Origin of the sequence: Empedobacter brevis NBRC 14943 = ATCC 43319 (assembly GCF_000382425.1) — a bacterium.
Lineage (GTDB): Bacteria > Bacteroidota > Bacteroidia > Flavobacteriales > Weeksellaceae > Empedobacter > Empedobacter brevis.
In genome coordinates this window covers 18,960-35,143 of the sequence record NZ_KB908299.1, presented here as the reverse complement: position 1 = coordinate 35,143, position 16,184 = coordinate 18,960, and the positions used below count along the sequence as shown (strand labels likewise).

At 32.6% G+C, this 16,184-nt stretch carries 20 protein-coding genes; 9 read left to right on the top strand and 11 right to left on the bottom strand.

Annotated features, from left to right (window positions below; genetic code table 11):
- Nucleotides 1-195: 195 nt before the first annotated feature.
- Genes H277_RS0113335 through H277_RS0113325 form a run of 3 tightly spaced genes read right to left on the bottom strand, consistent with a single transcriptional unit; the run spans nt 196 to nt 2,816 of the window.
- Nucleotides 196-1,233, bottom strand: a complete 1,038-nt coding sequence (locus H277_RS0113335) for a glycosyltransferase family 2 protein (protein WP_019976106.1) — start codon at nt 1,231-1,233, stop codon at nt 196-198.
- 6 nt (nt 1,234-1,239) lie between these two features.
- Complete coding sequence (locus H277_RS0113330; protein WP_019976105.1) at nt 1,240-1,674, bottom strand: DUF2750 domain-containing protein; 435 nt, start codon at nt 1,672-1,674, stop codon at nt 1,240-1,242.
- A gap of 5 nt (nt 1,675-1,679) precedes the next feature.
- Entirely contained in the window at nt 1,680-2,816 is a 1,137-nt protein-coding gene (locus tag H277_RS0113325; RefSeq protein ID WP_019976104.1) for a THUMP domain-containing class I SAM-dependent RNA methyltransferase, read from the bottom strand.
- Nucleotides 2,817-3,144: 328 nt separating this feature from the next.
- Between H277_RS0113325 and H277_RS0113320 the strand changes: the two genes are divergently transcribed.
- The gene (locus tag H277_RS0113320) at nt 3,145-4,245 is read left to right on the top strand and encodes a Glu/Leu/Phe/Val dehydrogenase dimerization domain-containing protein (RefSeq protein ID WP_019976103.1); all 1,101 of its coding nucleotides are present in this window, start codon (nt 3,145-3,147) and stop codon (nt 4,243-4,245) included.
- Between the two features lie 172 nt (nt 4,246-4,417).
- On the opposite strand, the gene H277_RS0113315 is transcribed toward H277_RS0113320, so the two are convergent.
- Nucleotides 4,418-4,657 (bottom strand): THUMP domain-containing protein, encoded by a 240-nt coding sequence (locus H277_RS0113315; RefSeq protein WP_019976102.1) that lies wholly within the window; start codon nt 4,655-4,657, stop codon nt 4,418-4,420.
- A gap of 173 nt (nt 4,658-4,830) precedes the next feature.
- Here H277_RS0113315 and H277_RS0113310 point away from each other — a divergent pair, with 173 nt between their 5' ends.
- The 7 genes from H277_RS0113310 to H277_RS0113280 all read left to right on the top strand — a co-directional run bounded on the left by H277_RS0113310 (nt 4,831) and on the right by H277_RS0113280 (nt 9,587).
- Nucleotides 4,831-5,739, top strand: coding sequence for a T9SS type A sorting domain-containing protein (locus H277_RS0113310; protein WP_019976101.1), 909 nt, complete (start codon nt 4,831-4,833; stop codon nt 5,737-5,739).
- Between the two features lie 231 nt (nt 5,740-5,970).
- Entirely contained in the window at nt 5,971-6,537 is a 567-nt protein-coding gene (locus tag H277_RS0113305) for a Crp/Fnr family transcriptional regulator (protein WP_019976100.1), read from the top strand.
- Between the two features lie 327 nt (nt 6,538-6,864).
- Nucleotides 6,865-7,611, top strand: a complete 747-nt coding sequence (locus tag H277_RS0113300) for a CPBP family intramembrane glutamic endopeptidase (RefSeq protein WP_019976099.1) — start codon at nt 6,865-6,867, stop codon at nt 7,609-7,611.
- Nucleotides 7,612-7,725: 114 nt separating this feature from the next.
- Nucleotides 7,726-8,151, top strand: a complete 426-nt coding sequence (locus H277_RS0113295; protein ID WP_019976098.1) for a MarR family winged helix-turn-helix transcriptional regulator — start codon at nt 7,726-7,728, stop codon at nt 8,149-8,151.
- Nucleotides 8,148-8,570, top strand: a complete 423-nt coding sequence (locus H277_RS0113290) for an organic hydroperoxide resistance protein (protein WP_019976097.1) — start codon at nt 8,148-8,150, stop codon at nt 8,568-8,570. The genes H277_RS0113295 and H277_RS0113290 overlap by 4 nt, the downstream gene beginning before the upstream one ends.
- A gap of 11 nt (nt 8,571-8,581) precedes the next feature.
- Entirely contained in the window at nt 8,582-8,953 is a 372-nt protein-coding gene (locus H277_RS0113285; RefSeq protein WP_019976096.1) for a DUF1304 domain-containing protein, read from the top strand.
- A 1-nt stretch (nt 8,954) separates the two neighbouring features.
- A complete protein-coding gene (locus H277_RS0113280; RefSeq protein ID WP_019976095.1) occupies nt 8,955-9,587 on the top strand; it encodes a nitroreductase family protein in 633 nt (210 codons plus the stop codon).
- Between the two features lie 92 nt (nt 9,588-9,679).
- On the opposite strand, the gene H277_RS0113275 is transcribed toward H277_RS0113280, so the two are convergent.
- The 5 genes from H277_RS0113275 to H277_RS0113255 form a co-directional block, all read right to left on the bottom strand.
- Nucleotides 9,680-10,099, bottom strand: coding sequence for a RidA family protein (locus tag H277_RS0113275; RefSeq protein ID WP_019976094.1), 420 nt, complete (start codon nt 10,097-10,099; stop codon nt 9,680-9,682).
- A gap of 129 nt (nt 10,100-10,228) precedes the next feature.
- Nucleotides 10,229-11,023, bottom strand: a complete 795-nt coding sequence (locus H277_RS0113270; protein WP_019976093.1) for a helix-turn-helix domain-containing protein — start codon at nt 11,021-11,023, stop codon at nt 10,229-10,231.
- A gap of 102 nt (nt 11,024-11,125) precedes the next feature.
- Entirely contained in the window at nt 11,126-11,668 is a 543-nt protein-coding gene (locus H277_RS0113265) for a GNAT family N-acetyltransferase (RefSeq protein ID WP_019976092.1), read from the bottom strand.
- Nucleotides 11,669-11,684: 16 nt separating this feature from the next.
- On the bottom strand, nt 11,685-12,218 hold the full coding sequence (locus tag H277_RS0113260; RefSeq protein WP_019976091.1) for a GNAT family N-acetyltransferase: 534 nt from the start codon (nt 12,216-12,218) through the stop codon (nt 11,685-11,687).
- Between the two features lie 18 nt (nt 12,219-12,236).
- Nucleotides 12,237-12,707 (bottom strand): GNAT family N-acetyltransferase, encoded by a 471-nt coding sequence (locus H277_RS0113255; RefSeq protein WP_019976090.1) that lies wholly within the window; start codon nt 12,705-12,707, stop codon nt 12,237-12,239.
- Nucleotides 12,708-12,812: 105 nt separating this feature from the next.
- Between H277_RS0113255 and H277_RS0113250 the strand changes: the two genes are divergently transcribed.
- Nucleotides 12,813-14,291 (top strand): aminotransferase-like domain-containing protein, encoded by a 1,479-nt coding sequence (locus H277_RS0113250; protein ID WP_019976089.1) that lies wholly within the window; start codon nt 12,813-12,815, stop codon nt 14,289-14,291.
- Between the two features lie 137 nt (nt 14,292-14,428).
- On the opposite strand, the gene H277_RS0113245 is transcribed toward H277_RS0113250, so the two are convergent.
- Nucleotides 14,429-15,379, bottom strand: coding sequence for a hypothetical protein (locus tag H277_RS0113245; RefSeq protein ID WP_019976088.1), 951 nt, complete (start codon nt 15,377-15,379; stop codon nt 14,429-14,431).
- Nucleotides 15,376-16,179 (bottom strand): hypothetical protein, encoded by an 804-nt coding sequence (locus H277_RS0113240; RefSeq protein ID WP_019976087.1) that lies wholly within the window; start codon nt 16,177-16,179, stop codon nt 15,376-15,378. The genes H277_RS0113245 and H277_RS0113240 overlap by 4 nt, the downstream gene beginning before the upstream one ends.
- Nucleotides 16,180-16,184: the final 5 nt, after the last annotated feature.

Genomic DNA, 16,184 nt, shown 5'->3' with positions numbered 1-16,184 from the left:
TTAATCAATTGAAAAAAAAGCAAATTTTAAAACACAAACAACTGATTTACAAAATATAGAGCAATTAAATTTGTTACTTCTAACTAATATTTACTATTTTTGTTGTATTAGTATTTTAAGTTAAGAATTCAGAGCTTTTGCTTTGTATTAAAAAAGGTCAAGAATTTTATTTCTTGACCTTTGTTTTTTTTATGATTATTCAATGTGAAAATGACTCGGGAAAGCTTTTTTAGGGTCATTTTTGAGGATATTTAATTTAAATTGGCTTTCTAAAAATCCATATCCATAATAAAAGAATTGGATCAACGTTGTTTGAATCGATAATAAACCTACCACAGCAGATTTAAATCTGATTGTAGCGGAAATAAAAATCAAAAACATATACATCAACCACAAAACAAATGGAATCTGCAACAAAAACTGATGATTCGGAAGAATAAAACTCACTAATAAAAATAGAAATGCAACAAGTGTTCCAACAAAAAATAAACTTGGAAACCAAAATGTTGGTTTAATATAAGTTGGATGGCGTTGATTCAAAATTGGTCGCGCAACACCAAATTGATACACTTGTTTTGCAAATTTTCTCAACGATGTTCTTCGTTTATGAATCACTTTCGATGTCTGAAATAACCTTGTTTCAAAACCATTTTCCCACAAACGCATAGATAAATCGGGATCTTCTCCTACACGTAAATCCGCAAAACCACCTGTTTTTTCGTATGCGACACGTGAAATTCCCATGTTGAAGCTACGTGGCTGAAATTTACCGATTTGCTTCTTCCCTCCGCGAATCCCTCCGGTTGTTAGGAAAGAAGTCATTGAAAATGTGATCGCTTTTTGTAAATCCGTAAACGAATCATCTGCATCATCCGGTCCGCCAAAGGCATCCACAAAATTTGAGCTCAATTCTTTTTTGACAGAATCTATGTAAGTAGAAGGAATTATGGTATCAGAATCTAAGAAAATGAAATAATTTCCATTTGCTTTTTCAATTCCATAATTTCTCGATTTTCCAGGACCTGAATTTGTTTTGTAATAATAATGAAGATTTAACTGACCTTCAAATTTACCGCAAACCGTATCCAATTTACTTTTCGATCCATCGTCTACAATGATAATTTCGAATAATTTATCCGTTTGTTTGGTTAAACTCGACAATAATTCTGCCAATTCATCTTGCCGTTCATAAACGGCTATAATAATCGAAAGTTGCAAATCTTCTTTTTCCAAAACAATTTATTGATTGAATGACTGCTTCAACTCCAAAGTTACTTTCTGAATTTCTTCTAAATTTTCGAAATGATTCAGTTTTAAAGAAGATTTTGATTGATTCAATTCATGGACAATTGCCAAAATCGTATCCAATGGACTTTGCTCCTCTCCTTTCGAGGTTTCATCAAAATTAATTCCAACCAAAGAAACTTCTTCAATCATTCCAAAAAGCCATTCTTCTAAAAAAGTATTCAATTCTATCGAATCTATTGTATGATTCGCCCATTGATTTCGTTTCGCCTTTTCAGCTAAATCTGTATTCGACCAAAAGCAAATCACTTCCAAATTAGATCCATCTTCGTATTCAAATTCTTCCGAATACGAAATAGCAAATCCTTGTTCAGAAGTTAAAAGATATACTTTTTGATCTTGACAAATTTCTTTTATAAATTGACTCACTTCTCTTAATTTTGATTTTTAGCTTTTTTACTTCCTTCATACATTTCGTATTGCAAGAAATCGCATTCTAACTTACCGTTGAACACTTTTACTTTTTTCGAAGGACGTAAACCGACATACTTTTTGGCTTGCAAATCTGATGTGATAAACCACGCCAAAGTGTTGGGATAACTCGATTTCAGTGTATCTCCAATTTGTTTATAAAATTCCTGGTTATTGTTTTCAATACGCTCATCGTAAGGCGGATTGAACACCAATAAAACCGGAAACATTTCTTTTTTAGAGGTGAAAAAATCTTGATTTCTAATTTCAATGAAATCTTCTAAATCCGCAGATTTGACATTCATCTGCGCAATTTTCACCATCATTGGCGAAATTTCGTACCCCACAATTTTATACTCAGATTCTTTGATACGATTTAAACGTGTATTACGAATTTGGGTAAATAACGTTTCGTCATAATCCGGCCAATTCTGAAAAGCGAAATGTTTGCGATGAATTTGTGGCGGAATATTATTCGCAATCATCGCTGCTTCAATTAACATGGTTCCTGAACCACACATCGGATCAAGGTAATTTCCTTTTCCATCATATCCTGCTTGCAATAATAGACCAGCAGCCAACACTTCATTAATTGGCGCCGGACCTGTTTCTTCACGATAACCACGTTTGTGCAGCGAATCGCCTGAAGCATCTAACGACAACGTAATTTTATCATGCGAAATATGCAAGTTAAAACGTACATCCGGAAAATCTTTATCGATACTTGGACGACGTCCGTCTTTTTCTTTGAAACGGTCAACAATAGCATCTTTCACTTTAAGCGCCGCATAATGCGAATGCGTAAAGTAATCTGAATGAACAGTAGGATCGATCATAAATGTTTGGTCTACCTCTAAATAATTCTCCCAATGGAATTTCTTGAATTTCTCATACAATTGATGATCATTTTTTGCAGAAAACGTAAGAATAGGTTTCTGTATGCGAAGTGCTGTACGTAAGCTGTAATTTGCTTTGTACATAAATCCTAAATCACCATAAAATTCAACCATTCGGTTCTGAATTTTAACATCTGCCGCACCCAACGCTTTTAATTCTTGCGCCAATATTTCTTCGAAACCAAAAAAGGTTTTCGCTATCATTCTGAAATTTTCCAAGGAAATAAAATTTTTACAAAAGTACGGGAAATTAAGGAAACTGAGAAGTTAGATTACCTATACTTTAGATTATTAATTTATATGGAATATAAAATTCATTTTTACACTCCTTTTTTTAGGAAATATTTTTCTTGTCAAAGCTCAATCCAAATTAGAGAAATATATAAATTACCCCGTAATGGATTATGGATTATGTATTATATTTTATCCGTAATTGATATAGAGTATTTTTTATTAGATAATTATAGTCTAACCATTTTAATAAAAGTTAAAAAAAGGTTATATTTGGAATACCAAACAAAACTCATATACTATGACTACAAATGCATATTCTCCAGAAGAATTAAAAAAAGTAGATCCTGTTTTCGGACAAATTTCATTTGACAATCATGAACAAGTTGTTTTTTGCCACGATAAAGATACCGGATTAAAAGCAATTATTGGTATACATAACACCGTTTTAGGACCTGCGTTGGGAGGAACAAGAATGTGGAACTATACATCGGAATGGGAAGCTTTAAATGATGTATTGCGCCTGTCAAGGGGAATGACGTATAAGTCTGCCATTTCCGGCCTAGACCTCGGAGGAGGAAAAGCTGTTATTATCGGGGATGCCCGAAAAGATAAAAACCCTGAACTGATCAAAGCCTTTGCGCATTATATAGACTCATTGAGTGGCCGTTATATTACAGCTGAAGATGTGGGAACCACTACTCCTGATATGGATCTTATTCATACCATAACACCGCACGTAACTGGTATTTCAGAAAGCCTTGGCGGTTCCGGAAACCCTTCTCCTGTAACAGCATACGGTGTTTTTATGGGATTAAAAGCTGCTGCTAATTTTCAATTTGGCTCAGACAATTTAAACGGGAAAAAAGTTTTAGTACAGGGTATCGGAAATGTTGGAGAAACACTGGTAAAACATCTGGTAGAGAACGGAGCTGAGGTGTATGTCACAGATATTAATGAGGAACGGGTGGAAGAAGTCGCTAAGAAATATAGCGCTCATATTTTTACCGGACCCGACCTGTACAGTGCCGATGTAGATATCTATGCACCTTGTGCTTTGGGCGCTACTATTAATGATGATACGATTGAAAAAATTAAGGCGAAAGTAATTGCCGGTGCAGCTAATAATCAGCTGGCTGTTGAAGCCGTACACGGAAAACGTTTACAAGAAAGAGGTATTGTTTATGCACCTGACTTCCTGATTAACGCGGGAGGTATCATTAATGTATTCGGAGAAATTGCAAAATACGATGCAAAAGAAGCAATACGTCGTACTGAAAATATCTACAATACCACGCTGGAAATTTTAAATTTTGCGAAAGAGCAGCATATAACAACCAACCAGGCGGCTATGCGCAAGGCAGAACAACGCATTGAAGCGAAAAAAAATGAAAAAAAATAACGCATATTGCTAAAACCATCTTATTAAGGTCATTCGATAATTTCATGCCTTCAAAGAGGTATAAAAAAGGGAAAATTATGCGAAATATATAAGTTAAAACATACATACTAAAATCTTGTCAATACTTGGACGACGTCCGTTTTTTATTTGGAACGGTCTACAATTGCTTCTTTTACTTTAAGCGCCGCATAATGCGAATGCGTAAAGTAAATTGATGATTATTTTTTGCAGAAAACGTAAGAATTGGTTGCTGTATGCGAAGTGCTGTACGCAAGCCATAATTTACTTTGTACATAAATCCTAAATCACCATAAAATTCAACCATTCGTTTCTGGATTTTAACATCTGCCGCACCCAAGGTTTTTATTTCTTGCATCAATATATCTTCGAAACCAATAAAAGGTTTTCGCAATCATTCTGAAACTTTTCAAGGAAATATAATTTTAAAAAAAATACGGTAAATTAAAGAAACCGGGGCACATTGATTTTATTTAATAATAATTCATAAGGAAACATTAACAATCAAAAGAGTACATTATATTTGCATTTATTTTAATCAATTTATTTTAATCAATTTATTTTTTTATGAATAAACTTTTATTTTCTGCTTTATTAAGCACTTTATCATTGTCATCTTTTGCACAAGAACAAAAAATATCTTTTGAAGTTGAAGAAGGATATTATAGTTCAGTTTTCGATACTGATAAAGGTTGGAATTTTTATGGAGATAATTCAAATTCCAGCATTTGGTTAACAAATGATAAAGCCTCTGACGGGAAAAAATCTGTACGTTTTAGCTATTATTCTACAAATTCGTCTGCAAACGGAAAATGGAATGGTGTTATGTATAAATTACCTGATTATAATCACTTTTCTATTTCTGTTGATGTAAATGCTGATGCTTTGAATAGATCTGATTACAATTTTCTTAAATTAACGAATATTCAAGGATTCAATTACTCTACTGTTGGTTCTTTTACTTTTCTTAAAAATGGAAGAATACAGGTAAATGGTTATTTATTAAATGATAAATATACGTGGATCCCTACAAGATGGTATAATTTGAAATGTGAAGTTAATTTAAACACTAAACTTGTAAAATATTTTGCAAATGATGAATTAATTGCATCATTACCTATTTCTGATAATACTATCACAAAAATTAATGAATTAAGTTTTGAAACAAATAATTTAAGTAGTAGTAGCGGAACTGAGTTTTATTTTGACAACGTTGTAATCAAAAATTTGGAGAACCTTTCTACAGATGAATTGAAGAAAAAAGAAATAAAAATTTATCCAAATCCAGTACAAGATGTTTTAAGAATCCAAACAACTGAAAAAATAAATTTTGTAGAATTTTTTGATTTGACTGGAAAATCTATCTTAAAATCAACTGAAAAAACAATTAATACACAAGGTTTAACAAAAGGTTTATATATTGTTAAAGTAAATACCGCAAGTCAAGAGATCTCTCAAAAAATTATTAAAAAGTAATTTCTATAGAAATTACTTTTTATACTCCCATTTCTAAAATTAGAAATGGGAGTTTTTATTCTCTTTACTATTAGACTAACCCAAATTATACAAAAAACTATTTTTATTTAATTTCAAGGGGGATAAAAACTGATTTTTTACAATTGTATCAAAATAGTTAAATTTACCTTCTGATATTTCATTGCTACTTTTTCTTTTCATAACCTGTACTTATTTATTATACACGCTAACATGATAAAAAACTATTTCAAAAGTTTCAACATATTTACAGAAAATGAGCTAAATGATTTGATACAACATTTCGTTCCAAAAAGATTAACCAAATCAGATTTTTTTGTGAAGGAAGGAGAGCAATGTAAAGAAATTGCTTTTGTTCTATCGGGCATTTTTCGTTCTTATTACACAACAGAAAACGGTGTTGAAAATACGTTTTGTTTTCGGTTTCCTCATCACCTTCTTGCTCCTTATTCAGCTTTTATCACAGGAAATGCAAGCATGGAAACCATACAGGCTATTAGTGATGTAAATTTGTTGGTCATCCCGAAAAAGAAGATAGATGAACTGGTAAACGAAAATCCTAAGTGGACAAAGGTTTTAAAATTGATTGCTGAACAAGAATACCTTGAGTTAGAAAAAAGATTTTTCCAGCTACAAAAAGATACCGCTACAGAGCGTTATATTTCCTTGTTAAAGGATAATCCAAATTATATTCAAGAAATTCCTTTACACTACTTAGCATCCTATCTTGGTGTGACGCAAAGACATTTGAGCAGAATAAGAAAAGAACGTTCGTTTTAGATATTTGTCCTCTTCTCTCCTCTTTCGGACAACTAATTTTACTTAAGAAATTTTTAAATCAGATCTATTTAGTCAAGAAAAAGCAAGAGAAAAATTTATTCAAAAAGTAGCGAAATCAGCATCTGAATTCAACTAAAACAAACTACTTAATACATTCATTTTAAGAAAATCATGATTGATATTCAGTAGCAACTCCTATATTTAGTATATTTAAGTTCATAAAAATGCAGAAAGTTGTTGCTGATTTTAGTTTTATTATACCTTACTTCTGTAAAATTTGAAAAACTATAATTACCGGATAATTTTATTCAAATCGTGTCATAGAAAATGGGAAATGAATTAAAACCTTTTTGGAGAAAATTCTTTGAATTTAACTGGAAATTCGGACTCTTCTTACTCTTAATCATTTGTGTTCCTCGATTTATTTTGGTTTTAAGAGCAAATGAGACTGCAGATTACAGTTATATTGGTCTAGTAATGATTCTTTCTGCGATTACACCTTTCTTATTCCTTACTAAATTCGGAAGAAAACAAATCGGTATTACCAGGCCCAGAAAATACACATGGCTAATCTGGACCTTCTTTTTAGGATTAACATTTAGTGTTCTTCTTCACTTTTTAGCTGATTTCATTTACAAAGACACTTTTGAAAATTGGTATGTCTATATAGGAAAATCTTACAATATTCCTCTTGACATAAAACCAGACGATAAGTTCATCATGTTTGTCATCATGACAATAACAGGAATGATTTTTAGTCCGATTGGAGAAGAATTATTCTTTAGAGGTATTGTTCATTCAAGCTTTGCAAAATCATTCGGAAACTTTAAAGCATCAATAATTGATAGTTCTGCTTTCGCCTTAACACATGTGGCTCATTTTGGACTAGTGTTTATAAATAGCGAATGGAAGCTATTAACATTCCCTACATTAATATGGGTTTTTTCTATGTTTTTAGTGAGTCTTCTCTTTTATGCATCTAGAAAGAAATCAGGTTCTATCTTAGGAGCTATAGTATGTCATGCCGCTTTCAATCTAGGAATGATTTATTGTATTTTTTATTTATTAAATTAAAAACTAAGGGATAAACCACTTTTATCAATTGTTTACATTATTCATATTTTACAAAATTATATTGTGTACAATATAAAATTTCATATCTTTGTAGTGGATTTGAAACCATGTAGTATGACAGATCATTTAAAATTGAAGAATCAGGTATGTTTTCCCATTTATGCATTAGCAAAAGAAATGGTGAATCATTACCGACCATTACTGGACAACTTGGATTTAACCTATCCCCAATACCTGGTGCTTTTAATCCTTTGGGAACAAAAAGAACAATCTGTGGGGCAACTAGGTGAAAAACTTTTTTTAGATAGCGGAACCCTTACCCCTTTATTAAAGCGGATGGAACAAAAAGGATTTATTGTTCGATCGAGAAGCTCTTTAGATGAACGGGTTGTGAATCTATCATTAACAAAACAAGGTCTTGAATTACAAGAAAAAGCAAAACGGATTCCAGTACAACTGATGGAATCTATGCATATAGCTGAAGAAGATTTAGATGCATTAAAGAACATTGTTACAAAAATTTTAAACAAACAAAAATGAAAACATTATATACGATAGGGGCTACTGCTACCGGAGGTAGAAATGGTCATGTAAAAAGTGAAAATGGCGTATTGGATTTAGAAGTACGTATGCCAAAAGCATTAGGTGGTGCAAATGATGATTTCGCAAATCCTGAAATGTTATTTGCTGCAGGTTATGCTGCTTGCTTTGATAGTGCATTGAACCGGGTGATTAGTTTGTCGAAAACAAAAACAGGCGAAACAACTGTCACAGCCAGAGTAAGTATAGGTCAATTAGATAACGGAGGATTTGGACTTGCTGTAGAATTACAGGTCAATATTCCGGAAGTAACATTATCAGAAGCCCAAATATTAGTAGAAAAAGCTCATGAGATTTGTCCTTACTCAAATGCGACCAGAGGAAATATCGAAGTTAAATTGAGTGTTTCAACGAAATAAATACTTACACAATGATACAGGCAATCGCAACTATTCTTACAATTATTGTCACTGTAGAACATCTTTATATTCTTTGGATGGAAATGTTCGCATGGGAAACGACAGGTAAGAAAGTTTTCGGAAAATCGTTACCAAATGAACTTTTCCGCCCAACAAAAAGACTTGCTGCAAATCAAGGTCTTTACAATGGTTTTCTTGCAGCTGGTTTGATCTGGTCTTTCTTGATCGAAAATACAGAATGGAGTTTTAATATTCGTTTGTTTTTTCTGGGATGTGTTGTTGTTGCCGGTATCTTCGGAGCAGTAACTGCTTCAAAAAAAATATTTTTCGTGCAGGCTCTACCTGCACTCTTAGCAATTTTAGTTACAATAATTTCAAAATAAAATGTCATTAATAGAAGATTTAAAATGGAGACATGCCGTTAAAGCATATGACCCTGCAAAAAAGGTAAGTGAAGAAAATATAAATAAAATTGTAGAAGCGGCTCGTCTTGCTCCTACCTCATCCGGTTTACAGCCCTTCAAAGTAATCGTAGTAAAAGATCAACAAATAAAAGAGAGATTGGTTGCCGGTGCATTGAATCCAGAATGTATGCGCGATTCTTCTCATGTAATCATCTTTGCTGCATGGGACAGATATACCGCTGACAGAATTGATACAGTTTATGATTTTACAACCGATGAAAGAGGTCTTCCGAGAGGACGATTTGGAAGTTATACTGACAAATTAAAAAAAATCTACCTTGAACAACCGGCTGATCTAAACTTTGCACATACCGCTCGCCAAACTTATATTGCTTTAGGATTAGCATTGGCACAAGCGGCAGAATTAAAAATTGACACTACGCCCGTAGAAGGTTTCGATAATGCTGTTATAGATGAAGTTTTAAATCTAAAAGAACACGGATTAAGAAGTGTTTCTTTGATGTATGTTGGAGTTGCTGATTCTCAAAACGATTGGATAGCTCCAATGAAGAAAGTAAGAGTTCCAAAAGAAGAATTTGTTTTAGAATTTTAACCTTTATTTAGATAGTAGAAACGGGAAATTTTAGTATTTCCCGTTTTTTATGTGATTTAGGATGAATGCTAAAAAACACTTTTATTCTAAAATCATTTAATTTCTTCAGGTTGTGCTGCCCAGATTTCAATTTCAATTTTAAGCTCCTTGAGTCCTAAGCCTTTTACATAAGCAACCGTCATCGAAGGATATATTCTGCCAAATAATTCCTCCCATTTTTTATCCAGAAAATCCCAATCAATTTCTTCCGTTGCCCAAATGTTTACTTTAATTACATTATCAGGAGTTAAATGTTGATGTTTTAAAAGTCGTTCAATATTTATGAACGTGTAATAAACCTGATCGTTTATAGCTTGAGGAATCCCCCCTTGATTATCAATACCTATTTGACCAGAGAACGTAAACAGATTTGAATTCTTAGGAATTACCGTAATATGAGAATAGTTTCCAACAGGAGATGGAATATTTTCAGGATTTAATCGCGTTATCTTTTGGACGTTTTCAATATTCATTACTTTTTTATTTAGATCGACACAAAACTACTCGCTACTTATTTTATAGAATTGGACAAACCCGACAATATTAAAATAGTTCAAACAGATTTAATAATTGTTTTTTCATTAAACAGAACTCAAATCTTTTTAAATATTCCATTGAGGAAAATTTACTAATTTTTCATTTGCATGGAGCATAAAGTTTTTGGGGGTAGTTCCTGTGAATTCTTTAAACTCCCGAATATAATGTGATTGATCAAAATATTCATTTTCATATGCAAGTTCTATCAATTTCTTCAAATCTGTTTCTCGCAAAGAATTTAGACCTGATTGAAACCGTATAATTCTTGAAAAAACTTTTGGAGATATTCCTACATATTGTTTTGTTAACCTTTCTAAAGTGCGTTCGGAAAAATTCATTTCAAGTTGAACTTCTTTAAGGGATTTTCCATTTTGCAGAAGCATTGATATATATTCCGCTTTCTTATCATTGGTTTTTACTTTCTGTATCTGCTTAAGAATAAAATTGGAAATAATTTTGATTTTTTCCTCTATAGAAATTGCATGAGTAAGTTGTTCAAGCGTTAAATCAGAGATTACACTTTCTAGTGGTAGATTCTGATGATTAAATTCAAAAGCATCTATATTAAAAATAGTTTTCAACGCTGTTGGTTGTAAATAAACACCAAAAATTCTAAAATTTCCTGTAACATTATGTTCTGTAAAATTTGTTGATTGACCGTATATAAACAATTGAGGTAAAGCCTGACCTTTCTTATCAAAAAAAAAGTTAAGTTGCTCCTGAAAAATTAATGCAGGCAATCCATCAGGAATTATTTTAAAGAGTTTATTGGTTGAATGATTCGTAAAATCTTCCAGTACCCAAAAATACCGAATATAATTCTGTAACGATTTTATTGGAAGAAATTCTTGATAATACATAGAACTTTAAAAAACGTAAAAATACAAAAATAAATACACCTCCTCTTCTTACAATACTCTTCCTTATTCACAAAAAAATAAATAGATTTCGGAGAATCACTTTTACTTATTTTTGGCCTCTTGCCATTTCATTTTTGTAATTTCATAAACATGATTAAGCCTGGAAGCTTCTCCATAGTAACTTACCTCCTGTTCCGCTATTTTTTCTGCTCCGATACGTGCTATCGCAATTTGAGAACGAATATTCTCTGCTCCGATGTGGAAATATACTTTTGAAACGAATTGAAAAATGTGATTCAGCATTGTCGTCTTTACCAATCGGTTAATATCTTTTCCCCAAGAGGCAGTGCCATAAAAAGTATAACCGATAAATATGCTGTTTTCTTCTTCATCATAATCATAAAAACGTGTACTCCCAATAACATTTTTTGTTATTTTATCTGTAATTGCAAAAGCTCCTTTACTTTGTATTGCTCCATCAAAAAAAGTTTTGAACACTTCTTTTTTCCAACGGTCTTTATTAGGATGTTGTTTCCATATTTCAGGATCTGACGCTACGTTATACAAAGCATCAAAATCTTTTTCTTCTAAAGGATAGAGGATTACCTTTTCATTTTCTAATCTTGTCTGGAAATTAAAATTCATAACAATTCTATTTATTTTAACATGCGCTACAATTTACAGTTTTTTTCATCATAATATCGGTTTGTTCATCACTTCCCAATTTGAAAATATGTTGGTCAAATTCTACAAATCCATTTTTCTGGTAAAACCGAATGGCTCTTGGATTTTTTTCCCAAACGCCTAACCATACATAGTCTACTTGTTTATCTTTGGCCAACTGCATTGCTTTTTCATATAATAGTTGGCCAACCTTTTTACCATGATATTTTTGTAATACATAGATACGTTCTATTTCTAAACTACTATTACCCTTTAATTCGGTTTGAGAAATCCCAAAGTTTAATTTTAAATATCCAATTACTTTTTCATCAGAAATTGCAAAATAAAATTCAGAATATTTATTATTTAACTCTTCTATCAGTTTTTCAATTGAAAAACTATTTTCTAAATATTCTGCCATATCTTCTTCGGTATTACTTTCCGAAAAAGTTTCAAAAAATGTTTGTCTTCCTATTCTCTGTAAAGCAGTACAATCTTCTACTGTAGCTTTTCTAATTACTATATTATTCATTTTTATACGTTATTTGTTTTAAGAAATAATCCATTCATAATTTAACCATTCTCTATTTTCTTTCGCTCCTAAGCGTTCATAAAAATTTTTCCCTCCTTCGTTCCAATCAGCAACTGTCCATTTAATTTGATTGCAGCCATTTAAGTTGGCTTCTGCTTTTAAAGCATCCATTAGCTGCTCTCCTATATTTTGTCCTCTATAACTTTTATCCACATAGAGTTCCTTCATATAAATGGCAGGTCTGTTTTGCGCCGTGTACGATAGGAAATAATACACTAACATCCCGACAATTTGATCCTTATTCTCCGCTATTATACAATAAAAATCGGGAGGATTTTTACAAAACCCTCTTTCCTTTACAATTTCTGGAGTAATAGCAAATACATCTATATATTTTTCAAATACTGCCAATTCTCTCATCAATATCCAAACTTTTTCACTATCAGCTTCTACAGCTTTCCTTATTTTAATTTCTGGTTTATTCATCATCTTCTGTTTTTACTATCTCAAAATGATTTAATTTAATTTAATTTAGTTTTAATATATCAAAAGTAACTTCATATTGGATTATATTTATAGTCCAATATAATTATAATGAATAGTCCAATTTTAGAAGATATATTTAAGCATATTAAGATTGATACTACTATTGAAAGAGCCATTTATTTGCAGCTGGCTGATGCTATATTAATTTTAATTAAAGAAGGAAGATTAAGGACAGGACAAAAACTACTTTCATCACGAACTACAGCAAATCTTTTGGGAATCAATAGAATTACGGTTTCAAAAGCTTTTGAAGAATTACAAATGCAAGGCTGGTTAGAGAGTTTCATTGGTAGAGGCACTTTTGTTTCCTCGCATATCCCAGAGTTGACACCTAAAAGACTTAAAAATAAAACTTTAAATGAAGCAAGAAAAGTCGCTGGTTTTACTCTAAATGAAAAAGAATATCTTTTCAATCCCTACTCTGTTCCCCATACAAATTTTTATTTGGATGATGGTTATCCCGATCCTAAACTAGCACCACTTAAAGAGCTTTACAGATCCTATCGCAACCAACTTACAAGAAGCGGGTTATATGATAAGTTTGGCAGTTACAGTTTCCCTGATGGATCCCAATTTTACAAAGAGGCGTTGTCTCGTTATCTGAATGAATCCAGAGGTTTAAGAACTACAACAAACAATATCTTGTCTATACGAGGCACTTTGATGGGAATTAACCTTGTGTGTACATCACTCCTTAGACCTGGAGATGTTGTAGTTTCAGGTATTCCCGGTTGGCAAAGGGCAGAACATAATTTCTTACATGCTAAAGCAAAACATATTGGTATTCCTGTGGATGAACATGGTTTAATAGTAGATGAATTAAAGAAAATTTGTTCCAAAACCAAAGTAAGAATGGTTTATGTAACACCTCATCATCATTATCCCACCACTGTTGCACTTCGTATTGACAGAAGGCTGGAGTTGTTACAATTAGCCAATGAATACGGTTTTATTATTTTTGAAGATGATTATGATTTTGATTTCCATTATACTCATCGTCCTTTACTTCCTCTAGCTAGCGCCGATGAAAACGGAATGGTGATTTATTGTGGTTCATTCAGCAAAAGTCTTTCTCCAGCTTTTCGTATGGGATATTTAGTTGCTTCTGAAAATGTCATTAAACACCTTTCCAATATACGTATATTATTGGACAGACAAGGCGACCATATTCTAGATAATGCTATGGCTGATTTGCTGAATGATGGAACCATACAACGTTATGTAAGAAAAGCCCTGAATATCTATGAAGAAAGACGTAATCATTTTTGTAATATATTGAATAGCGAACTCAAAGAAGTCGTAAATTTTACTGTACCTGAAGGTGGAATGACTGTGTGGACAGAATTTGATAACACCATAGATCTTGATTCTTTAGCAAAGAAAGCCTATACCAAAGGTTTATATCTATCTAATGGAAAAATACATCACTATCAATCCTACCATAAAAATACTACACGATTAGGGTTTGCTTCCTCAAGTCTAGAAAACTTAACCAACAGCGTAAGTATTTTAAAAGAATTAATTTAATTACTTATTTTTTTACATTATCAAACTCTTCTGTGCTATCTAACCTCACTTGTATCATACTAATTAAAATGAAGTCCTTAAAAGCATAAAAAAAGGGTAATCTAAACGATTACCCTTTTAAGTGGGTAGAGAAAAGCTTAATTTTCGACAATAGTCAAATTATTATAATACGATGTTAGTGTAGCACCACTACCAGTAGAAGTCGAATTGAATAACTTTCGATTGCCCGGATCTAAATCTATCCAGGCTTCCGGTCTGATTTTTTGACCGTTCTGCATATAAAAACTCGCTGTACAGCTTGAAGCTGCAGGGGCACTTCCAGCATCATTGACATTATTTCTACTATCGCTAGGAAAACTATTCGCACATTTTACAGCATTTATTTCAACACCATTGGTATCTTTAAGTCGCCAAATCGCCTCAATTTGATTGTTGTCTACAGCATTACTTGAACCATTCCAAGCTCTTATTCTCCCTGATTCTAATGCAAAAGTAAAAGTGGCGGTAAAGACTCCATCTCTTTTTGCTGTGAACTCACCTGTAGTTGTATTGAAAGTCCCTCCGTCTCCTGAATTGTTATATTTCTCTGTCCATGAGGTCAAATAACAAGGTGTACGATGTGGCATCCCACTATAGGTTCCCGGACTTTCTCCTCCTTGTGCATAACACACAACTTCCTGAGAATTCTTCGTTGCAATAAATACAGATTTTACAAGTGGATTAACAATGACATCATTCCATTCGATTCCATTTGAATATTGAATTTTTTGTGACGTTGTATTGTATCGGATTGCTCCTTCTTCGGCTTGGACTGCTGTTTGATTGGTATTTCCTAATCCAATTGCATTTTCTGCCGCCCCTCTAACATCCAGCTTCACTTTTGGTGAATTATTCCCTATTGCTACATTTCCCGTCACATCTTGTACTAAAAAATCATCTGTTGTACTTGAAGCAACATCAGTTGTATTTCTTAATGGATCAACATGAAAAATTCCTTTCGGCTGTTCTATTCCAACTCCCACTTGCGCATTTATAGTTGCAGAAAAAGTGAAAAAATAAAAAGAGAAGTAAATTATTATATTTTTCATAAGCCGTAAATTGTTAGGGTGTTATAACTCGCATCATTAATCAGGTTTCTATTTCCACCAAAACTGTGAAATATATGAGGTGTCAATGTTTCATTTTTCTTCAGGTAAAAAATACCTGTACAGTTTATTGATCCGACGTTAGTCGCATTTCCTGTCGTATAGCCCGGATATGAATTTAAACATCTAAACTCAGGAACTCCTTGAGTGGCATTCGACTTTAAACGTATTTCAATGTAACTGTTATTTGGAATTACCGCTGAAGTAAGAGCTGCATTAAAACTCGCCACATAAACACCATCTTTAGGAGCTGTAAAAACGCCACTTACGACATTCAAACTATTGGTTGCATCTTCTTGCTCTGTCCAATTCCTGATCAATACCTCAGTATTATTGGCCAACAATTGATTGGAAGAATTATTGGCATAAACCAAAGCATTGATTGATTTTCCAGGAAGATCAATCCAATTTGTTCCATCAGAAAGTTTTAAATTTCCACTGTATTGCAAAGCTCCTTCTTTTGCTTGTGTTGCCGTTTGAGAGGTAGAGCCGATGGCGATCACACTTTCAGTTAATGAACTGTTTCGTATATCAACTTTTGTTATCGGAGTGATGGTTCCGATTCCTAATCTCCCATCTGAAGTTATTACTACATCATCTTCATAGAGGTTCTGTCCTGAAGTTGCATTATTCTTTGCGGCATCAATATGTAAAGTTTCTTGAGGATTAACCGTTCCTATTCCGACCTGAGCAAACAAAGATGAGACCATTAAAAAGCCGATATTAAATAAATATTTTTTCATATTAC